At 69.7% G+C, this 19,628-nt stretch carries 19 protein-coding genes; 12 read left to right on the top strand and 7 right to left on the bottom strand.

Going from position 1 to position 19,628, the window contains the following annotated elements; genetic code table 11:
* Nucleotides 1-10: 10 nt before the first annotated feature.
* A complete protein-coding gene (locus tag ACIRP7_RS37695) occupies nucleotides 11-874 on the top strand; it encodes a S1 family peptidase (RefSeq protein WP_403669013.1) in 864 nt (287 codons plus the stop codon).
* Between the two features lie 142 nt (nucleotides 875-1,016).
* Here ACIRP7_RS37695 and ACIRP7_RS37690 read toward each other — a convergent pair whose 3' ends face one another.
* A complete protein-coding gene (locus ACIRP7_RS37690; protein ID WP_007385181.1) occupies nucleotides 1,017-1,247 on the bottom strand; it encodes a hypothetical protein in 231 nt (76 codons plus the stop codon).
* 442 nt (nucleotides 1,248-1,689) lie between these two features.
* Between ACIRP7_RS37690 and ACIRP7_RS37685 the strand changes: the two genes are divergently transcribed.
* The 6 genes from ACIRP7_RS37685 (at nucleotide 1,690) to ACIRP7_RS37660 (ending at nucleotide 8,727) form a co-directional block, all read left to right on the top strand.
* On the top strand, nucleotides 1,690-3,813 hold the full coding sequence (locus ACIRP7_RS37685) for a type IIA DNA topoisomerase subunit B (RefSeq protein ID WP_403669010.1): 2,124 nt from the start codon (nucleotides 1,690-1,692) through the stop codon (nucleotides 3,811-3,813).
* A gap of 336 nt (nucleotides 3,814-4,149) precedes the next feature.
* Nucleotides 4,150-4,677, top strand: a complete 528-nt coding sequence (locus ACIRP7_RS37680; protein ID WP_403669007.1) for a DUF1453 domain-containing protein — start codon at nucleotides 4,150-4,152, stop codon at nucleotides 4,675-4,677.
* On the top strand, nucleotides 4,674-5,825 hold the full coding sequence (locus ACIRP7_RS37675; RefSeq protein ID WP_403669004.1) for a sensor histidine kinase: 1,152 nt from the start codon (nucleotides 4,674-4,676) through the stop codon (nucleotides 5,823-5,825). The genes ACIRP7_RS37680 and ACIRP7_RS37675 overlap by 4 nt, the downstream gene beginning before the upstream one ends.
* Nucleotides 5,822-6,514 carry a response regulator gene (locus ACIRP7_RS37670; protein ID WP_403669001.1) on the top strand — a complete coding sequence of 231 codons (693 nt, stop codon included), beginning with the start codon at nucleotides 5,822-5,824 and terminating at the stop codon, nucleotides 6,512-6,514. Before ACIRP7_RS37675 ends, ACIRP7_RS37670 begins: the two co-directional genes overlap by 4 nt.
* A gap of 60 nt (nucleotides 6,515-6,574) precedes the next feature.
* Complete coding sequence (locus tag ACIRP7_RS37665) at nucleotides 6,575-7,138, top strand: DUF485 domain-containing protein (protein WP_403668999.1); 564 nt, start codon at nucleotides 6,575-6,577, stop codon at nucleotides 7,136-7,138.
* Nucleotides 7,135-8,727, top strand: coding sequence for a cation acetate symporter (locus ACIRP7_RS37660; protein WP_403668996.1), 1,593 nt, complete (start codon nucleotides 7,135-7,137; stop codon nucleotides 8,725-8,727). The genes ACIRP7_RS37665 and ACIRP7_RS37660 overlap by 4 nt, the downstream gene beginning before the upstream one ends.
* A 93-nt stretch (nucleotides 8,728-8,820) precedes the next feature.
* Here the strand turns inward: ACIRP7_RS37660 and ACIRP7_RS37655 are convergent, their stop codons facing one another.
* Nucleotides 8,821-9,513, bottom strand: coding sequence for a response regulator (locus ACIRP7_RS37655; RefSeq protein WP_403668994.1), 693 nt, complete (start codon nucleotides 9,511-9,513; stop codon nucleotides 8,821-8,823).
* A 161-nt stretch (nucleotides 9,514-9,674) separates the two neighbouring features.
* Here ACIRP7_RS37655 and ACIRP7_RS37650 point away from each other — a divergent pair, with 161 nt between their 5' ends.
* The 3 genes from ACIRP7_RS37650 (at nucleotide 9,675) to ACIRP7_RS37640 (ending at nucleotide 12,491) form a co-directional block, all read left to right on the top strand.
* Nucleotides 9,675-10,490 (top strand): ABC transporter ATP-binding protein, encoded by an 816-nt coding sequence (locus tag ACIRP7_RS37650; protein WP_403668991.1) that lies wholly within the window; start codon nucleotides 9,675-9,677, stop codon nucleotides 10,488-10,490.
* Nucleotides 10,480-11,346: an ABC transporter permease gene (locus ACIRP7_RS37645; RefSeq protein WP_403668988.1), complete on the top strand. Its 867-nt coding sequence runs from the start codon at nucleotides 10,480-10,482 to the stop codon at nucleotides 11,344-11,346. Before ACIRP7_RS37650 ends, ACIRP7_RS37645 begins: the two co-directional genes overlap by 11 nt.
* A 74-nt stretch (nucleotides 11,347-11,420) precedes the next feature.
* Nucleotides 11,421-12,491, top strand: coding sequence for an ABC transporter substrate-binding protein (locus tag ACIRP7_RS37640; RefSeq protein ID WP_403668985.1), 1,071 nt, complete (start codon nucleotides 11,421-11,423; stop codon nucleotides 12,489-12,491).
* A 6-nt stretch (nucleotides 12,492-12,497) separates the two neighbouring features.
* Here ACIRP7_RS37640 and ACIRP7_RS37635 read toward each other — a convergent pair whose 3' ends face one another.
* The 4 genes from ACIRP7_RS37635 to ACIRP7_RS37620 all read right to left on the bottom strand — a co-directional run bounded on the left by ACIRP7_RS37635 (nucleotide 12,498) and on the right by ACIRP7_RS37620 (nucleotide 17,195).
* Entirely contained in the window at nucleotides 12,498-13,178 is a 681-nt protein-coding gene (locus ACIRP7_RS37635; RefSeq protein ID WP_403668982.1) for a response regulator, read from the bottom strand.
* Nucleotides 13,175-14,845, bottom strand: a complete 1,671-nt coding sequence (locus ACIRP7_RS37630) for an ATP-binding protein (RefSeq protein ID WP_403668979.1) — start codon at nucleotides 14,843-14,845, stop codon at nucleotides 13,175-13,177. Before ACIRP7_RS37630 ends, ACIRP7_RS37635 begins: the two co-directional genes overlap by 4 nt.
* 90 nt (nucleotides 14,846-14,935) lie before the next feature.
* Nucleotides 14,936-15,880: a sucrase ferredoxin gene (locus ACIRP7_RS37625; RefSeq protein ID WP_403668976.1), complete on the bottom strand. Its 945-nt coding sequence runs from the start codon at nucleotides 15,878-15,880 to the stop codon at nucleotides 14,936-14,938.
* A gap of 52 nt (nucleotides 15,881-15,932) precedes the next feature.
* Entirely contained in the window at nucleotides 15,933-17,195 is a 1,263-nt protein-coding gene (locus ACIRP7_RS37620) for a citrate synthase (protein ID WP_403668973.1), read from the bottom strand.
* A 112-nt stretch (nucleotides 17,196-17,307) separates the two neighbouring features.
* On the opposite strand from ACIRP7_RS37620, the gene ACIRP7_RS37615 reads away from it, so the two are divergent.
* Complete coding sequence (locus ACIRP7_RS37615) at nucleotides 17,308-18,471, top strand: citrate synthase/methylcitrate synthase (protein WP_403668970.1); 1,164 nt, start codon at nucleotides 17,308-17,310, stop codon at nucleotides 18,469-18,471.
* Between the two features lie 265 nt (nucleotides 18,472-18,736).
* Nucleotides 18,737-18,976: a hypothetical protein gene (locus ACIRP7_RS37610; protein ID WP_403668967.1), complete on the top strand. Its 240-nt coding sequence runs from the start codon at nucleotides 18,737-18,739 to the stop codon at nucleotides 18,974-18,976.
* A 49-nt stretch (nucleotides 18,977-19,025) separates the two neighbouring features.
* Here ACIRP7_RS37610 and ACIRP7_RS37605 read toward each other — a convergent pair whose 3' ends face one another.
* On the bottom strand, nucleotides 19,026-19,583 hold the full coding sequence (locus tag ACIRP7_RS37605; RefSeq protein WP_403668964.1) for a DUF6082 family protein: 558 nt from the start codon (nucleotides 19,581-19,583) through the stop codon (nucleotides 19,026-19,028).
* Nucleotides 19,584-19,628 lie beyond the last annotated feature (45 nt).

The raw sequence follows: 19,628 nt of genomic DNA, 5'->3' as shown, positions 1-19,628 counted from the left end.
AGGAGCATGCATGCGTCACCCCATTGCCCGGGCGCTGGTCCGGCCGCTGGTACTGGCGGCCCTGACGGCGGCCATACCGCTGGCGTCGGCCGCCCCCGTGGCTGCCGACAGCATCGTCGTCGGGGGCTTCCCGGTCGATGTGTCCAAGGCGCCCTGGACGGTTGCCCTGTCCAGCCGTGACCGGTTCGGAGGTACGCGCGCCGGGCAGTTCTGCGGCGGTGTCGCCGTCGGCCGCACCACGGTGCTCACCGCGGCCCACTGCATGGGCGAGGACGTCCTCGGGGCACCACCCGAGCAGGTGAGCGACTTCCGCGTCATCACGGGCCGGACGGATCTGCTCTCGGATCAGGGGAAGGAGATCGCCATACGTGAAGCCTGGGTGAATCCCGGCTACGACCCGCAGAGCAACGCCGGGGACTTCGCCGTCCTCACCCTCGCCGAGCCGCTGCCGCAGAACGCGGTCATCGCCATGGCGGACGCCGGCGACACCGCGTACCAGCCGGGAACCGGTGCCACGGTGTACGGCTGGGGTGACGTCACGGGCGGCGGCGACTACGCGCGCAGCCTCCGGGCGGCACAAGTACACGTGCTGGCCGACGCGGGCTGCACGGAGGCTTATCCGGGCGGCGCCGACGGCACCTACCGCGCCGACAGCATGCTGTGCGCCGGGGAGGACTGGGGCGGTCGTGACGCCTGCCAGGGGGACAGCGGTGGGCCGCTGGTCGCCCAGGGGAAGCTGATCGGGCTGGTGTCCTGGGGGAGCGGCTGTGGACGAGCGGGCAGCCCTGGTGTGTACGCCCGTGTGTCCGACGTCCTGCGGACGCTGGGACCGGCCGGTCGCAACCGGGCCGACGGACGCCATGGAACCGCGTGACAGTGCCTTGGGGGCGTTGAGCGTCCCCGCAGAGCCATGAGGTCCTCGCAGAGCCATGAGTAAGGGCGGCTGCCCCTGGGAGCAGGGACAGCCGCCCTCATGCCGGCCTGTGCCGGAGCTGGCTCGTCGTGGACGCGAAGTGTCAGCGTTCTTCTTCTGAGACCGATGCGGGAACGGCCGTGAGCCGCTCCGTCTCGTCCTGTATCTCAGCGGCGATCTTCTTGAGTTCCGGCTCGAACTTGCGACCGTGGTGGGCGCAGAAGAGCAGCTCTCCACCGCTGAGCAGCACGACGCGCACGTACGCCTGGGCGCCGCAGCGGTCGCAGCGGTCAGCGGCCGTCAGCGGGCTCGCGGGGGTCAGAACAGTAGTCACGTCGCCTCTTCTCTAGCTCGACGAGCTGTCGTACCAGGGTCAACATCCAACCAGCCCCAAAACGTTCCCGCTCGGGGCTTCTCCCAGAGAGAAATTTTCCGGGCGGCTGGCTGCTGCCGGTTTGGCGGCGAATGTGCCGTATTGCGTGTCTGTGTGTCTTACGGTTTCGCGCTGTCGGTCAAGGTCGGTCCTCCCGGCTGGGTTGCCGGTTGTTCATGAGGACGTGCCCGGAGCCTAAATGGTTCATGCCTGTAAGGGAACGTGATATGTACTTCACCCCATCGAGGGATCGAACAGGTATGCGACCCTGGACTACTCTGTGTTTCCGCACGAGGGTGGCGTTACAACGGCTCTACCAGGCCTCGGTACCCTCATGGCGGCGACCGAAGCCGCGCCCTTACCCACAAGGGCCCCACCTGAAATTCAGCGAGGAGCGAACCGCGTGACCGCCGAGACGTCCGTGCCGTCCACAGCTCTGCTGGCAGGAGCAGACCGGGACGGTTCCAACTACACCGCGCGGCACCTGCTCGTCCTCGAAGGGCTTGAGGCCGTACGCAAGCGCCCGGGTATGTACATCGGATCTACCGACAGCCGTGGCCTGATGCACTGTCTGTGGGAGATCATCGACAACTCCGTCGACGAGGCCCTGGGCGGGCACTGCGACCACATCGAGGTGATCCTCCACGACGACGCCTCGGTGGAGGTCCGGGACAACGGCCGGGGCATCCCGGTCGACATCGAGCCCAAGACGGGCCTGTCCGGCGTCGAGGTCGTCATGACCAAGCTGCACGCCGGCGGCAAGTTCGGCGGCGGCTCGTACGCCGCCTCCGGCGGACTGCACGGCGTGGGCGCCTCCGTGGTGAACGCCCTGTCCGCGCGGTTGGACGTCGAGGTGGACCGCGCCGGCAACACCCACGCGATCAGCTTCCGGCGCGGCGTGCCCGGTGCCTTCGCGGGGAACGGCCCCGAGGCCAAGTTCGAGGCCGCGAGCGGTCTGCGCAAGGCCAAGAGGATCCCCAAGACCCGCACCGGCACGCGCGTGCGGTACTGGGCCGACCGGCAGATCTTCCTCAAGGACGCCAAGCTCTCCCTGGAGAACCTCCACGGGCGCGCTCGCCAGACCGCGTTCCTGGTGCCCGGCCTGACCATCGTCGTCCGCGACGAGTACGGCCTGGGCGAGGGCGGCAGCAAGGGCGAGGAGTCGTTCCGGTTCGACGGCGGCATCAGCGAGTTCTGCGAGTACCTGGCCACCGACAAGCCGGTCAACGACGTTCTCCGCTTTTCCGGCCAGGGCACCTTCAAGGAAACCGTCCCGGTTCTGGACGAGCACGGCCAGATGACGCCCACCGAGGTCACCCGCGAACTCGGCGTGGATGTCGCGATGCGCTGGGGCACCGGCTACGACACGACTCTGAGGTCGTTCGTCAACATCATCGCCACGCCCAAGGGCGGCACCCATGTCGCCGGCTTCGAGCAGGCCGTCGCCAAGACGATGAACGAGGTGCTGCGCGCGAAGAAGATGCTGCGTGTCGCCGAGGACGACATCGTCAAGGACGACGCCCTCGAGGGCCTGACCGCGGTCGTCACCGTGCGCCTCGCCGAGCCCCAGTTCGAGGGACAGACCAAGGAGGTTCTCGGCACCTCGGCGGCCCGCCGCATCGTGAACACCGTGATCTCCAAGGAGCTCAAGGCGTTCCTGACGTCCACGAGGCGCGACGCCGCGGCCCAGGCGCGGGTCGTCATGGAGAAGGCGGTCGCCGCCGCGCGCACGCGTATCGCGGCCCGCCAGCACAAGGACGCGCAGCGCCGCAAGACGGCTCTGGAATCGTCCTCGCTGCCCGCCAAGCTCGCCGACTGCCGAAGCGACGACGTCGACCGCAGCGAACTGTTCATCGTCGAGGGCGACTCCGCGCTCGGTACCGCGAAGCTCGCCCGGAACTCCGAGTTCCAGGCGCTGCTGCCCATCCGCGGCAAGATCCTCAACGTCCAGAAGTCGTCCGTCACCGACATGCTCAAGAACGTCGAGTGCGGTGCGATCATCCAGGTCATAGGAGCGGGGTCCGGCCGGACCTTCGACATCGACGCGGCCCGCTACGGCAAGATCATCATGATGACCGACGCCGATGTCGACGGCTCTCACATCCGGTGCCTGCTGCTGACGCTGTTCCAGCGCTACATGCGGCCCATGGTCGAGGCGGGCCGGGTGTTCGCCGCGGTGCCGCCGCTGCACCGCATCGAGCTCGTCCAGCCGAAGAAGGGGCAGGACAAGTACGTCTACACGTACTCGGACCGTGAGCTGCGCGAAAAGCTGCTGGAGTTCCAGAGCAAGGGGGTCCGGTACAAGGACTCCATCCAGCGGTACAAGGGTCTCGGCGAGATGGACGCCGACCAGCTGGCCGAGACGACGATGGACCCGCGGTACCGGACTCTGCGGCGGATCAACCTCGCCGATCTGGAGGCCGCGGAGCAGGTCTTCGATTTGTTGATGGGCAACGACGTGGCGCCGCGGAAGGAGTTCATCTCGGGCTCGGCGGCGACGCTGGACCGGTCGCGTATCGACGCGTAGCCCTGGGCAGGGGCCGGTACTCCGACCGGCCCCTGCGTCATGTTCGGACGGGTTGGTCCGCACCCGCGGCACAGCCCTGCGGCCTTCGCGGTCGACCGAGGCGGGCGGGCGAGCACGGTCGACACCGCCACCCGGCGCTCGCGATGTCGCCGGCGGTGCTGGGACCGACTGGCTTCGGCGAGGCGGTTGTCCACCCGTGGGTGGAGAGCCCGGCTGCCCGGGAATCCACCCGTGATCCACCCCAGCTCCGATCCCCCGACCTGCGGATTTCCGTAGCTTCGAAGGTGTCGGCGGCGTCCGCTGCCGAAAGACCCTTCCTCGCTCACAGAGGCTGTGATGTCCGGGCTCGTCGATGCGTTGCTGATCGTGGTTGCGGTGGTCGTCGTGATCGCCCGGCAGTTCCGGGCGAGCCGGATCGACACCGGCCGGCGCTGGTGGCTCCTGCCCGCCGTCCTGGCGGTCGTGGCATTGCGCGAGCCGGGGCTGGTGGACGCTCATCACCGCACGGCATCCGTCACCCTGCTCATCGTCGAACTGTTCACCGGCCTCGCCATCGGGGCCGGCTGGGCCTGGACGAGCCGGATATGGACGGAGCCGGACGGCGAGGTGTGGAGCCGGAGCACCAAGGCAAGCGGGGCTGTCTGGGCCGTCGGCATCGCCCTGCGCGTAGGCCTCTTCGCGCTGGATGCGGCGATCGGTGTCCACCAGGACTCCTCCGCGCTGCTGCTCGCCTTGGCGGCCACCCTGCTCGTGCGTTCCGGGATCCTCGTCCGGCGAGCGCACTCCCTGCGCCCTGCCGCCGCACCCGCCCCGGCGGCGTACGGTGAGCCCATGGTCCGGTCCACGGGGAAGGAACGCGTGTGACGGACAAGGCCTGGACCCGCTGGCCCTCCCGGGAGGCGCTCGGGCGTGAGGCGACCACACGTCCTCGGCGTCTGCTCGGCTGGGTCACGCGGTCGCTGGTGCTCGTCATGCTCCTGTGGGGCGCTTTCCACAGCAGCCGTGTGCAGGGCTGGGGCGTGCTCGGAGCAGTGACGGGAATCCTCCTGTCCGCCGTCGTCGCCTGGGCCCTCTTCCGCACCACCCTGGCGCACCGGCTCTGGCCCTCCCTGGCGCTCTACGGCGTCCTCCTGACGATCGCGGTCGCCGCCCAGGCCGCCCACTTCGGGGTCGTCGCCCTCGTACTGTGGTGCGGCTGCGCCATCACCGCTCTGGAACGGCTGCCCGTCGCCGCCGCCCTGCCCGTGACCGTGGTCGCCCTCGCCCTGTACGCCGCCTTCAACGACGACGTGTGGCTGACCACCCTGGCCACGACCGCGGGGCTCGCCCTGGCCGGCTACGTCCTGCGGTTGGACGCCGAAGCCCGTGGCAACGCCCAGCGGCTGCTCAAACAGGAGCGGGCCGCGCGGGCGGCCGAGGCGGAGTCGGCGGCACTCGCGGAGCGGGCCCGGATCGCTCGGGAGATCCACGACGTGCTGGCCCACAGTCTCTCGGCCCAGCTCGTGCACCTGGAGGCGGCCCGGTTGCTGATCGAGCGGGGTGCGGACCGGGAACAGATACTCGAACGGGTGGTGGCGGCCCGGGGCATGGCCCGCGACGGTCTCGCGGAGACGCGGCAGGCGCTGTCGGCTCTGCGTGGGGACATGACTCCGCTGGAGGAGTTCCTGAGCCAGCTCGTCGGGACGGCGGACGGCGCCGAGACCACCATTTCAGGTGAGCGCAGACCGCTGCCGGCAGAGGCGTCGCAGGCCGTGCGCAGGGTCGCGCAGGAGGCCCTGACCAACGTCCGCAAGCATGCGCCCGGAGCCAAGGTCCGGATGCGGCTGGAGTACGGAGAGGAGCAGGTGACGTTGGTCGTACGGGACTCGGGTGGTTCGGCGGGCGACCTCGCCACCACCGGAGGCGGGTACGGTCTGCTGGGGATGCGGGAGCGCGCCGAACTGCTGGGCGGTTCGCTGGACGCCGGGCCGGACGACGGAGGGTTTGTGGTGACGTTGAAGGTGCCGGTATGACGGTGGGGGCGGAGACGAAGCCCGCGCGCGTGGTGGTCGCGGACGACCAGACCGTGGTGCGCGAAGGCATCGTCATGCTGCTCGGTCTGCTGCCCGGTGTCGAGGTCGTGGGCGCGGCCGGGGACGGGGAGGAGGCGGTGGCGCTCGTCGCCGAACTCGCCCCGGACGTGGTGCTGATGGACCTGCGCATGCCCCGCTGTGACGGGGTGGAGGCGACCCGCAGAATCCGGGCCGAGTACCCGGGGACTCAAGTCGTAGTGCTGACGACGTTCGCGGACGACGAGTCGCTGTTTCCCGCGCTCAAGGCGGGGGCGCGCGGCTATCTCACCAAGGACGCGGGAGGTGACGAGATCGTGCGGGCCGTGCACAGCGTGCTCTCCGGGGACGCCGGACTGTCGCCGAGCATCCAGCGGCGGCTGCTGGAGCGGCTGTCGGACCCCGAGCCGCCGCAGCCGGCGCCCGGGGAGGTGCCCGACGGGCTCACCGCCCGTGAGGTCGAGGTACTGGCGCTGATCGCCGAAGGGCTGACCAATCAGGAGATCGCCCGCGAACTGCATGTCTCCACAGCCACGGTGAAGACCCACATCAACAACCTCTTCGCCAAGACGGGCATCAAGGACCGCGCGCAGGCGGTGCGTTACGCGTACGCGAACGGGCTTGTACGGCCACCGATGGGAGGAGTCACCTGATGGGGTGAAGAGCACCGGGAAGAAGAGTCGGGGATCTTCCCGTTCTGTCCATCCTTGGGCATGCAGTCAAGCAACGCTCGTCCCCGCGGAAGCGAGGGTGATGCCGAGAGTCCGGCCGAGAACCACGACGGCCACGATGTGGCCCGTGCCGAAGCGTCCGCCGGGGTGCGGTACGACGATCCCTGGTACGACGAGCTCGCCTCCGGCTGGGGCGAGACGGGCGGTGACGGCACATCCGCGGCACCGGTCGTGACGGCACGCGCGGAGCACGAGGACCGGGCCGCCGCGGCGGCCGACGTCTACCTCGAGGTGCAGCGCAGCGCGGCCTTCCGGGAGGTGCGCAGCAGGTACCGCAGGTTCGTGGTGCCGGCGGGTATCGGGTTCTTCGCCTGGTACGTGGCCTACGTCGTGACGGCGACGAGCGCGCCGGGACTGATGGCGCGACCGGTGGCGGGCGCGGTGAACGTGGCGATGCTCGCGGGACTCGGGCAGTTCCTCACCACCTTCGTCCTCACCTGGGCCTACGCCCGGCACGCGCGGCTGCGCCGGGACCGGGCCGCCCTCGAACTGCGGTGGGACACACAGGAACTGACGCGTACGGCCCGGGGCGGTGCGTCGTCATGACGGTGGACCACCAGACTCTGGCGCTGTTGCTGTTCAGTGCGTTCGTCGCGGTAACGCTGGGGATCACGACGTGGGTGAGCCGCCACCGGCACGGTTCGGCGGAGGAGTTCTATGCGGGCGGGCGGTTGTTCTCGCCGATGGAGAATGGTTTTGCCATCGCGGGTGACTACATGTCGGCCGCGTCCTTCCTCGGTATCTCCGGGCTCATCGCGCTCTTCGGGTACGACGGCATGCTCTACTCGGTGGGCTTCCTCGTGGCCTGGCTGGTGGTGCTGTTCCTCGTCGCCGAACTGGTGCGCAACTGCGGGCGGTTCACGCTGGCCGACGTGGTCGCCGCGCGGATGAGCGAGCGGCCGGTGCGGATCGCGGCGGGAACTTCCTCGGTCACCGTGTCCGTTCTGTATCTGGTGGCCCAGATGGTGGGCGCGGGCAGCCTCGTCGCGTTGCTGCTCGGAGGCACCAGTGAGGCGGCCCAGTTCTGGACCGTCATCGCCGTCGGGGCGCTCATGGTGATCTACGTGTCCCTGGGCGGGATGCGCGCGACGACCTGGATCCAGATCGTCAAGGCGGTCCTGCTGCTGGGTGGGACCGTCGCGTTGACCGTGCTCGTGCTGGTGCGGTTCCACGGCGACGTCGACCAGTTGCTGCTCACGGCCGCGGAGCGCAGCGGCCACGGCCGGTCGTTCCTGGCGCCGGGTCTGAAGTACGGCGGGGACTGGACCGCCCGCCTCGACTTCATCAGCCTGGGACTCGCCCTCGTACTCGGCACGGCGGGGCTTCCGCACATCCTGTCCCGCTTCTACACCGTGCCCACGGCACGCGCCGCACGGCGTTCGGTGGTCTGGTCGATCGGGCTCATCGGCGGCTTCTACCTCATGACGATCGTCCTCGGGTTCGGCGCCGCGGCGATCGTGGGGCCCGAGACGGTCCGGGGATCGAACGCCGCGGGGAACACCGCCGTCCCCCTCCTGGCCCTCGACCTGGGCGGCGGCGCCGACTCCACGGGAGGAACGGTTCTGTTCGCGATCGTCGCCGCCGTAGCCTTCGCCACGATCCTCGCAGTGGTCGCCGGCATCACCCTCGCCTCCTCGGCCTCCGTCGCCCATGACCTGTACGCCTCACTACGACGCCGACGGGCCAGGCCGCGCAGTGAGGTGGCCGTGGCCAGGACAGCCGCCGTCGGGATCGGCGTGATCGCGATCGCCCTCGGCCTGCTGGCCCGCGATCTCAACGTCGCCTTCCTGGTGGGCCTCGCCTTCGCCGTCGCCGCGTCCGCGAATCTGCCGGTGCTGCTCTACTCGCTGTTCTGGCGCGGGTTCACCACCCGGGGCGCCGTCTGGTCCGTGTACGGCGGACTGATCCCCGCCCTGGCCCTGGTGCTGCTGTCGCCCGTGGTGTCCGGCAGCCCGGAGTCCCTCTTCCCGGGCGTCGACTTCCAGTACTTCCCGCTGCAGAACCCCGGTCTGGTCTCCATCCCGCTGGGCTTCGTCGCGGGCTGGCTCGGCACGGTCACCTCGGCGGAGGTCGCCGACCAGGCCAAGCACGCGGAGACCGAGGTGCGGTCACTCACGGGGGCGGGGGCCGTGTAGGGGCGGCGCCTGTGCCGGACGGTGCCCTCGTCGTCGTACCGCATCCGTTTTCGTCGTACGGCATCCGAAAGCAGGCCGTCCCGGGGCGTACGGCTATGGCGCCACCCATGCGTACCGGTGCTCCGGGCGCCCCGTGTCGCCGTATCTGAGGGACAGGCGGAGGCGGCCGGCCTGTTCGAGGTGGCGGAGGTAGCGCTGGGCGGTGGAGCGGCTCAGGCCCGTCTCGGCGGCGACCTCGTGGGCCGACAGTGGGTGGCCGGCGTGGTGCAGGACGCGGCAGATGAGGTCCGTGGTCGGCTCCGAGTGGCCGCTGGGCAGGCCGGGGGAGGCGGGAGCCGAGGTGGTGCGCAGGGCGCTGAAGATGCGGTCGACCTGCTCCTGACCGGCGATGCCGTGGCCGCCGACCCGGTCGACGGTGCGGCGCAGGGCGGCATAGGAGTCGAGGCGGGTGCGCAGCGCCGCGAAGGTGAAGGGCTTGACCAGGTAGTGGAGGGCGCCCAGGCGCATCGCCGTCTGGACGGTCGTCACGTCCCCGGCTGCCGTGATCATGATGACGTCCGTGCCGTGGCCCTGTTCCCGCATGCGGTGCACGAGTTCGAGGCCCGTCTGGTCGGGCAGGTAGTGGTCGAGCAGGACCAGGTCGATGGTCCCGCGCTGCACGCTGGCCAGCGCCTGGGCGGCGCTGTGGGCGCGGGCGGCCACCCGGAAGCCGGGAACCTTGCCCACGTACTTCGCGTTGATCTCGGCGACACGGAAGTCGTCGTCCACGACCAGGACGTCAATCATCGGGCCTCTTTCCCTCAAGGCCTGGCGGGCGTCACGCCCGTGTTTCGGCTCCGCTGTTGTAGCGCGCGCAAAACGAGCACGACAGGCCGTTGCAAGCAAAAGAACGGCATGTGCCCAGAAGACTGATGCCGTGGCACAGGCCACATCTACCGTCCCCGGCCATGAGCGCAGACACCAGCCCCGCCATCGAACTGCGAGGCGCGAGCAAGACATTCCGGACCCCGTCGGGGGGTCTGCACACGGCCGTCAGCGGACTTGATCTCGCGGTGGGCCGTGGCGAGTTCGTGGCGGTCGTCGGACCCACGGGCTGCGGCAAGTCGACCACGTTGACCCTGGTCAGCGGGTTGGAGGAGCCCTCCGAGGGCGAGGTTCTGGTCGTCGGGGAGCCGGTCCAGGGGGTCGGGGACAAGGTGGGTTTCGTCTTCCAGCAGGACGCCACCTTCCCCTGGCGCACGGTCCTGTCCAATGTCATGGCCGGCCCTCGCTTCCGGGGCGTGCCCAAGGCGGAGGCCAGGCAGAAGGCGCGGGAATGGCTGGCCCGGGTCGGGCTCGCGGCCTTCGAGGACCGCTACCCCCATCAGCTCTCCGGAGGCCAGCGCAAGCGGGTCGCGCTCGCCGCGACCTTCGTCAACGACCCCGAGATCCTGCTGATGGACGAGCCGTTCTCCGCGCTCGACGTGCAGACCCGGGCCCTGATGTCCGACGAGCTCCTCGAACTGTGGGAGGGCACGGGCGCCTCCGTCGTCTTCGTCACCCACGATCTGGAGGAGTCCATCGCGCTGGCCGACAAGGTCGTCGTGATGACGGCCGGACCCGCCACCGTCAAGCAGATCTTCGATATCGACCTGCCACGGCCGCGCAAGGTCGAGTCGGTGCGCCTGGAGCCGCGGTTCATCGAGATCTACCGCGAGATCTGGCAGTCCCTCGGCGAAGAGGTCCGCATCACCCGGCAGAGGGGCGCAGCCCATGTCGCCTGAGGTTCTCAGCACACCGGTCGTGGACACGGCCACGCCTCCGCCGGACCGCGCGCACTCGCGCGCGCGTGCCGCCCGCAGACGCCGTATCGTCGTCGCCGCGTCCCGCGTGCTGCTCCTGGTGGCCGTCCTCGGTCTGTGGGAAGTGCTCTCGCGGGCCGAGGTCATCGATCCCTTCAACTTCTCCATGCCCTCGAAGATCTGGGACCAGATCTGGACGTGGGTGACGCACGGGACCGCACTCGGTTCGCTGGGCGAGCAGGTCTGGTACACGCTGTACGAGGCGCTGCTGGGCTGGGTCGTCGGCGTGGTGGCCGGTGTGGTCTTCGGTATTGCGTTGGGGCGGATCACCTTGCTGGCCGACGTCCTTGGTCCATACATCAAGGTGCTCAACTCGATACCGAGGATTGTCCTTGCACCCATCTTCGTGATCTGGTTCGGACTCGGACCGGCCTCCAAGGTGGCCTCGGCCGTCGTCCTGGTCTTCTTCCCGGTCTTCTTCAACGCCTTCCAGGGCGCCCGCGAGGTGGACCGCAATCTCGTGGCCAATGCCCGCATCCTGGGCGCGAGCGATCGCAGGGTGACGCTTCAGGTCGTCATCCCGTCCGCGACCTCGTGGATCTTCACCAGCCTGCACGTCAGCTTCGGCTTCGCCCTCATCGGCGCGATCGTCGGCGAGTACATCGGCGCGACCAAGGGCATCGGCCTGCTCGTCGCGCAGTCGCAGGGCACCTTCAACGCGGCCGGTGTGTACGCCGCGATGGTCATCCTCGCCGTCGTCGCCCTTCTCGCCGAAGGTCTGCTCACCTTCGCCGAGCGCCGCATCTTCCGCTGGAAGCCGACGAGTTCGGACAGCTGAGGCTGTCCACGGCAACCGCCGCCTCCTCACTCCAGCAGCCTCTCCGCACCGCCCCTCACAAGGACGTGAACTCCATGCGCATGACCGCCAGATACACCTCCCTGGCCGCCGCCGGCCTGCTCGCCCTCACCTCGCTCACCGCCTGTGCCAACGACGCCGCCAGTACGGCCTCAGCCGACTCCGGCAGCAAGGGTGACGGCAAGGGGACCAAGGTCAAGATCATGGTCGGTGGCCTCGACAAGGTCATCTACCTGCCCGCGATGCTGACCCAGCGGCTCGGCTACTTCGACGCCGAGGGACTCGACGTGGAGCTGCTGAGCGAGCCCGCCGGCGTCCAGGCCGAGACCGCGCTCGTCTCCGGCCAGGTCCAGGGGGCCGTCGGCTTCTACGACCACACCCTCGACCTGCAGGTGAAGGGCAAGGACGTGGAGTCGGTCGTGCAGTTCTCGCACGCGCCCGGCGAGGTGGAGATCGTCTCCAACAAGGCGGCGGGCGACATCACCTCGCCCAAGGACTTCAAGGGCAGGAAGCTCGGCGTCACGGGCCTCGGCTCCTCGACGGACTTCCTCACCAAGTACCTCGCGGTCAAGAACGGCGTGAAGGTCAGCGACTTCACCCCGGTCGCCGTCGGTGCGGGACCGACGTTCATCTCGGCGCTCCAGCAGGGCTCGATCGACGGTGGCATGACGACCGACCCGACCGTCGCGACGATCCTGGACAAGAAGGCCGGCAAGGTCCTCCTGGACATGCGCACGCCCCAGGGCTCGGACGAGGCACTCGGCGGGCCGTATCCGTCGTCAAGCCTGTACATGCAGACGGACTGGGTCAACGGTCACAAGGACACCGTCCAGAAGTTGGCCAATGCATTCGTCAAGACGCTCAAGTGGATGTCCACCCACAGCGCCACCCAGATCGCCGACAAGATGCCCGCCGACTACTCGCAGGGCAACAAGCTGCTGCACGCGGTGGCCATCAAGAACACATTGCCGATGTTCACCAACGACGGCGTGATGCCCAAGGACGGTCCCGAGACCGTCGAGAAGGTCCTCAAGGCGTTCAACCCCAACATCCAGAACGCCGACGTCGACCTCGACAAGACGTACACGACGGAGTTCGTCGACAAGGCCGCGCAGAACGCCGGCTGAGCCTCCTCACGCGCGGGTCGCCCACACGTAACGGTGTTCCGGGCGGCCCGCGTCGCCGTACTTGAGGGTGAGTCTGGCCCGCCCCGTGCGCTCCAGGAGCTTCAGATAGCGCTGGGCGGTCTGCCGGCTCACCCCTGTCCGGTCGGCGATCTCCTGCGCCGACAAAGGCCCTTCGGCGTTCATCAGTGACCTTCGGACGAGCTCCACCGTGGTCGGGGAGTGCCCCTTGGGCAGATCGGGCTCAGCCGGCGAGGAGAGGGCACCGAAGATGCGGTCGACCTCCGCCTGTTCCGCCTCGCCGCCGCCGTCCAGGGTGCGCCGCAGCTCGGCGTACGCCTCCAGTCTGGCCCTGAGGCCCGCGAAGGCGAACGGCTTGACCAGGTACTGCAGCGCGCCATGGCGCATCGCCGCCTGCACGGTCGTCACGTCCCGCGCCGCCGTCACCATGATCACGTCGGTCTGGTGGCCGCGTCGGCGCATCTCCTGGACGACCGCCAGACCCGTCTCGTCGGGCAGGTAGTGGTCCATGAGGACCAGGTCGACGTGGGAGAGGCTCTCCAGCTGGCGCAGCGCGTCCGCGGCGCTGTGCGCCTCGCCGGCCACGTGGAAGCCGGGGACCTTCTCGACGTAGGCGGCGTTGACGCGCGCCACGCGGGTGTCGTCGTCCACGACCAGGACCTCGATCATCGCGACTCCTCCTCGACGGCGGTCTGCCGGGTGGGCGGCGCGGTGAGCGCCGGTTGCGGCTCGGCTAGTGCGTCCGGCAGGACGACGGTGAACTCCGCGCCTCCGCCGCCGGCCTCGCCGACGGTGGCGCTGCCGCCCTGACGTTCGGCTAGCTTGCGTACGAGGGAGAGCCCGAGACCGCGTCCCCGGTGCGCGGGCGGCTCCTTGGTCGACCAGCCCTCCGTGAAGACCAGCTCCCGCTGCTCCGCCGGAATGCCGGGCCCGGTGTCCCGCACCCTGAGGACGGCGGTACGGCGCTCCGTGCGCAGCTCGACCTCCACGCGCGCGTGCGGTGCGCCGGCGACGGCGTCCAGGGCGTTGTCCACGAGGTTGCCGACGATCGTGACCAGTCCGCTCGGATCGACCAGCCGGTCCGGCAGCCGGGTCCCGTCGGAGACCCACAGGGCGACCCCGCGCTCGGCGGCGACGGTCGCCTTGCCCACCAGCAGCGCGGCGAGCAGCGGATCCTCGATCTTCTCGGTGACCTGCTCCGCGGTGGCCCGGTGGTCGCCGACGACCTCTCCGACGAACTCCACGGCGTCGTCGTACATCTCCAGCTCCAGAAACCCCAGGAGCGTGTGCATCCGGTTGGCGTGCTCGTGGTCCTGGGCGCGCAGGGCGTCGATGAGGCCGTGGGTCGAGTCGAGCTCCCGGCCGAGCTGCTCCAGCTCGGTGCGGTCGCGCAGGGTGGCGACCGCACCGCCGTCGTCGGTGGGCATGCGGTTGGCGACCAGCACCCGCTGGCCGCGTACGGTGACCAGATCCGTGCCCGTCACGCGTCCGGCCAGGACGTCGGCCGTACGACCGTCACCGAGCGCCTCGTCGGGGGAGAGCCCGACGGCCTCGTCGCCGATGCCCAGCAGGCGCCTGGCCTCGTCGTTGAGCAGGCGGATGCGTCCGGCGCGGTCCAGGGCGACGACGCCTTCCCGGATGCCGTGCAGCATCGCCTCGCGCTCCGCGAGGAGCGCGGAGATGTCGGAGAAGGCCAGGTCGCGGGTCTGTCGCTGGACTCTGCGGGAGATGAGCCAGGCCGCCAGCGCGCCCACGGCGAGGGCCCCGCCGGCGTAGGCGAACAGTCCCGGGATCGCGTGGATCAGCCGGGCGCGCACGCTGTCGTAGGCGATGCCCACGGAGACGGCCCCGACGATGTGGTGCCCCCTGTCGTAGAGCGGCACCTTGCCGCGGGCGGTACGGCCCAGGGTGCCGCTGTCGATCTGCATGATCTCCTTGCCGGCCAGGGCCTGGCCCGGGTCGGTCGAGACGATCCTGCCCACCTCGCTGCGGGTGGGGTGCGACCAGCGGACACCTCGCCAGTCCATGACCACGACGTACTCGGCCCCGGTCGCCTTGCGGACCCGCTCGGCCTCCCGCTGGACGGGACCGTCGGGCAGCGGGGGCGTGTCCTTGACCTGCTCGGAGATCTGCGACTCCGCGGCGATGGTCTGGGCGATGGCCAGCGCCCGGCGCATCGCCTGGTCGTCCAACTGGTTGCTCAACGGCGCGAGGAACAGACCGGTCGCGAGCACCGCTACTCCCGCGGCGATCGCCAACTGCATGAGGAGAACCTGCGAGAACACCCGGCGGGGCAGGCCGAGGCGCAGGCGGCGGGCAGGGGGAGTGCGGCTCATACCCCTGACGGTACGGGGAGGCACCGGATCCACCGAAGGGGGTGTGGCATGGATCTCTTGATCAATACGTTGACGGGCCCGCAGGCCCGGTCAGCACGCCAGTGCTGTCGATGTCCTCACCTCACGCACCGCCACCACGTCCATCCGCGCGGGTGAGCCGAGCACCGACGCCCCGCAGCTCTCCGGACGGGGCGGCAGGGAGGCGCTCTGGGCCACGACGACCCGCCAATGGCGGCCGTCGGCGTGCGCGACGGTCACCTCCCAGTGCGGGGCCGCGCCGTCCGTGCGTACGACTGTCAGGGCCTCGGCGGCGTATTCACGCACCGCCGTGCGGACGGCCAGCTCGGCCGCCTGGCCGGGACGCTCCCAGGCGGAGTTGCCTCGACACCCCTCGACCACGATCCGGCCCTCCTGGACGCTCTGGAGGACTTCCCTGACGGCATGGGCCTCGGCACGGCCGTAGGCGTAGCCGTACGGCAGGACGAGCAGCGTCGGGGAGAAGCGGTGACCACCCAGATGGGTGACCTCCCAGGCGCCGTCGACGCCCGAGGCGGCCAGGTCCGCGGCGAGCGGACGGCCGAGGAGCGCGCAGCAGCGGTCCCGCTTGCCGTTGGTGCAGACGAGTGCGAGCGGATCGCCGGTGTGGGGGCGGCCTCCGAGCGTCGCGTCGAAGCTGCCGTGGTCGCCCCTGCCGAGTGCGGCGAGGTCCAGGCCGAGCAGGTCCCACGGATCGCGGGTCGTCGCACCGTGCAGCCACACGTTGCCCGGAACGGTGTGGGCGGCGTACACCTGCCGGATGGTGGCTACTCCGCTGTCGGCGTGCCGTCCCGGGCGGCGGATGAGCGCGATGCGCACGCCCGTGCCCTTCGCCGCGGCCTCAAGGGCGCGGCCCAGTGCGGGGTCCAGGTGGCTCGACGTGAGCGCCTTGGCACCCCAGGGACCCGACTGCTCCAGCAGCAGCCAGGTCCGCGCGGTGGCCGCGGTTCCGGAAACGGGCTCGTCGAGGTCGTGCGAGACCGTTGAGCAGGTACTCACAGAGGTGAGCCTAACCTGACTTGACGCACGGTGACTTCCGGCCGGGCCTGTGTCAGGGCTCCGGCAGCGGCTGGGGTGGCTTGGGGCCCACATAGGTGCCGCTCGGGCGCATCCGCAGCGGGCGCTCCCCGTACTCCTCCAGCGCGTGAGCGATCCAGCCCGCCGTACGGGCGACGGCGAAGACCGTCTCGCCGGCCGTGGCCGGCATCCCGGCGGAGGCGGTGAGCACGGCCAGGGCCAGGTCCACATTGGCGTGCAGGGGGGCGTGGCGGGCGGTGGTGGCCACGATGTCGCGGGCCGCGAGGAGGGCGGGCTCGGCGCGCGGGATCTCCTCCAGGAGGGTGAACAGGGCACGCGCGCGTGGGTCCTCGCCCGGATAGAGCCGGTGACCGAGGCCCGGGATGCGACGGCCGGCCCGCAGTTCCTCCGAGATCACGGGGGCCGCGTCGCCGCGGTCGAGCACGTCGAGCAGCAGCCTGTGGGCGAGCCCGCTGGCCGCGCCGTGCAAGGGGCCCTCCAGGACGCCGAGTCCGGCGGACACGGCCGCGTACGCGTGCGCGCGAGCCGATGCGGCGACGCGTACCGCGAGGGTCGAGGCGGCGAGGTCGTGGTCGACGAGAAGGCCCAGCGCGGTGTCCAGGGCGCGCAGGGACGCCTCGTCGGGCTTGCGTCCGCTGAGCCGCGTCCACAGCCGGGAGGCCAGCCGGCCGTCGTCACGGCGGCGGTCGTGGACCACGGGTGGCAGCGCGGCGACGAGGGTGGGGATGAGGGTCCGTGCGCTACCGAGCACGGCCTCCTCGGACAGGTCGAAGCGCAGTGGGTCGGCCGCCGCGGCGGCGATCGCGGCGACGCGCAACCGGTCGGTGGGGCCGGTGTGTTCGGGCAGCGCGTCCACCGCGCGGCGGGCCGTGTCGACCGTGGCGTCGGGCGCGGTGAAGGTGACGCCGGGCTGCATGCGTCCCGTCCAGAGCCACTCCGCGATCTCTTCGTAGGAGTGGCGCGCGGCGAGTTCCGTCGCGTCGACGCCCCGGAAGTAGTAGCGGTCCCGGTCGATGAACGTGATGCGGGTCCGTACGGACAGTTCACCGCCGGAGCCCGGACTCCCGCCGCTCTCCCTGCGGTTGCGCCGGGCGAGGGCCTCCACCTCCTTGGCGTCGAAGGTGCTGCCCCGGCCGCCGGGAACACGCCGGCTGCTGAGCTGGCCGCGGCTCACGTAGGCGTAGACGGTCTCGGGCTTCACGCCCAGCAGTTCGGCGGCCTCCTTGGTGCTGAGCCGGTGGTCGGCGGGGCCGGGGAGGGGGGCTTGATCGCGCATAAGAGGTCACCGTATCCGCAGCCGGGTAGGTTGATTAGGGTGTATTGATTCAATCAACATTGACAGAAAATGAGTCAACCATGGACAGTCGAATCAAGTCCAGGGAGGAATCATGTCGGTCAACAGGTCCGCAACCACACTCGTCGACGTACCGCGAGGACTCGCCGGAGTCGTCGTCACCGACACCGAGGTCGGGGACGTCCGGGGGCGCGAGGGGTTCTATCACTACCGCCAGTACTCGGCCGTCGAGCTCGCGCAGACCCGCTGCTTCGAGGACGTCTGGCATCTCCTGGTCCACGGCGAACTGCCGGACGCCGGACAGGCCGTGGCGTTCCGCGCCGAGACCGCCGCGCTGCGGCGACTGCCGGACGAGGTGCGGGCGGCGCTGCCCGCGGTCGCGGCGGCGAGCGGACGGTCGGGGCCCCTCGCCGGTATGCGCACGGCCTTGTCGCTGCTCGGCGCGGCGAAGGGGTTCCGGCCGGTGTACGACATCGGCCCGGACGAGCGACGGCGGGACACGCTGGCGGCGACCGCCGCGGTGCCTACGCTGCTCACCGCGTTGCACCGGCTGGGCGAGGGGCTCGAGCCGGTGGAGCCACGTGAGGATCTCTCGTACGCGGCGAACTACCTCCACATGTTGACGGGCGCGGAGCCGGAGCCGCAGCGGGTCCGTGCGGTCGAGCAGTACTTGATCTCGACCATTGATCACGGCTTCAACGCATCAACCTTTACGGCACGGGTCATCGCGTCGACGGGGGCGGACGTGGTGGCGTGTCTGGTGGGGGCCGTCGGAGCCTTGTCCGGGCCGCTGCACGGGGGAGCGCCGAGCCGGGCCCTGGACACCCTGGACGCGATCGGCACGCCCGACCGTATCGACCGCTGGATCCGTGAGCGTGTGCTCGCCGGCGAACGGATCATGGGCTTCGGTCACGCGATCTACCGCACGGAGGACCCGCGTTCCCGGATGCTCCGGGAGGTCGCCCAACGGTTCGGCGGGCCCCGAGTGGACTTCGCCGTCGAGGTGGAACGCCATGTCGAGGCGATCCTGGCCGAACTGAAGCCGGGGCGGGAACTGCACGCCAACGTGGAATTCTACGCGGGCGTGGTCATGGAGCTGTGCGGGCTGCCCCGCGAGATGTTCACGCCTACGTTCGCGGCGGCGCGAGTGGTGGGGTGGAGCGCCAACATCCTGGAGCAGGCGGCGGACTCGAAGATCATTCGACCGGTGGCGCGGTATGTGGGGGTGGAGGCGCCGGTTCCGGTATCGACAGGCTGAACCACGCATTCACCTCAGATGGCTCTTATCATCGTTTCTTCCGTTCTTACTGTCACTCTTGCGGATGTTTTCTCAGGCCTTGGGCGCCTCACTCCGTCGAGTGGTACAAATGGCCGCCAAGCGTTGCGACCATTGGCTTGTGAGTCGCTTGAATGCTTGTGTGGCCGGCGGTGGTCATGGCACACATGGGGCAACAGTGCGATCTTGCAGTCGCGCGGCAGCGGGCGCGGGCCCGCGTGTGCCATGAGAACAGAAGGATTCAACAGTGAGTCAGATCATCCGCCGGCTTGGGGTTGCTCCACGTTATCGAGGGAGTACGAATGGCGGCACATGTCCCGACATCTTCGAACTGGCGGACGGGAATTTTGCCATCATCGGCACGGATGTGACGGACGCGCTGGATGGTGAGCTTCCTGCTGATGCCGCACGGGCGAACTACGAGCGCATCGTCGTGATCACTCGCGAGACTCTCATCAGAGCAAAAGCCGATATTCCGGACGCCTAGTTGTGTCGGCGGTTGGGAGTGGTTGCCTCGCTGCTCCCGACCGTCTTTGTCAGTCTTCGGTGGGGGGTTCGCCGACGACCCACCATTCCTCGGTGTCTGCCTCCTCCAGTTGCCGTAGCAGGTCGTCGACCAGTAGCCCGAGTTCCGCCTCTTCTGTGTCCGCGATGCTCGCGCGCTGCTGCTGCGTGGCGTACCAGTACTCTCGGACGATCGGGTTCTGAAAAGTACCCCGGACGCGTTTGAAGAACTCATCCTTGCTCAGGTTCCCGATGCGGTAGTAGAAGAGCAAGTTCGTGTAGAGGGCATTGGCGTAGAGGTACTGCCGCCGCTTCGCGGGGGAAGCGGGTACCTCGAAGATGTCCAGAACCTCGGCGAGTTCTGGATCGTCTATCGCCTTGCTCAGCAGTTCCCAGTGCTGGCTCTGTTGACTGGCCAGGTTGGCGTGGTGCTGGGTGTGCGCTTGCTGTTCCAGGTGTTCCAGGCGCGCGCGCAGCGATTCGAGCATGCTGCGCTGCGCCGCCATCGTGGCGACGATGCCTGCTGCCATGCCCAGGCCGGCAACCACGGCGGCGCTCAGTCCCCTTGCCCCAAAGCTCAGTGTGGCCATGTCAACCCCCGGTTCAAACGGCCGTCCGCCGGTCGTCGGGGTGCG

This window comes from Streptomyces sp. NPDC102270, assembly GCF_044766405.1.
GTDB lineage: Bacteria > Actinomycetota > Actinomycetes > Streptomycetales > Streptomycetaceae > Streptomyces.
Note: the sequence above shows the minus strand (reverse complement) of the source record. Positions and strands in the feature narration are given on the sequence as shown.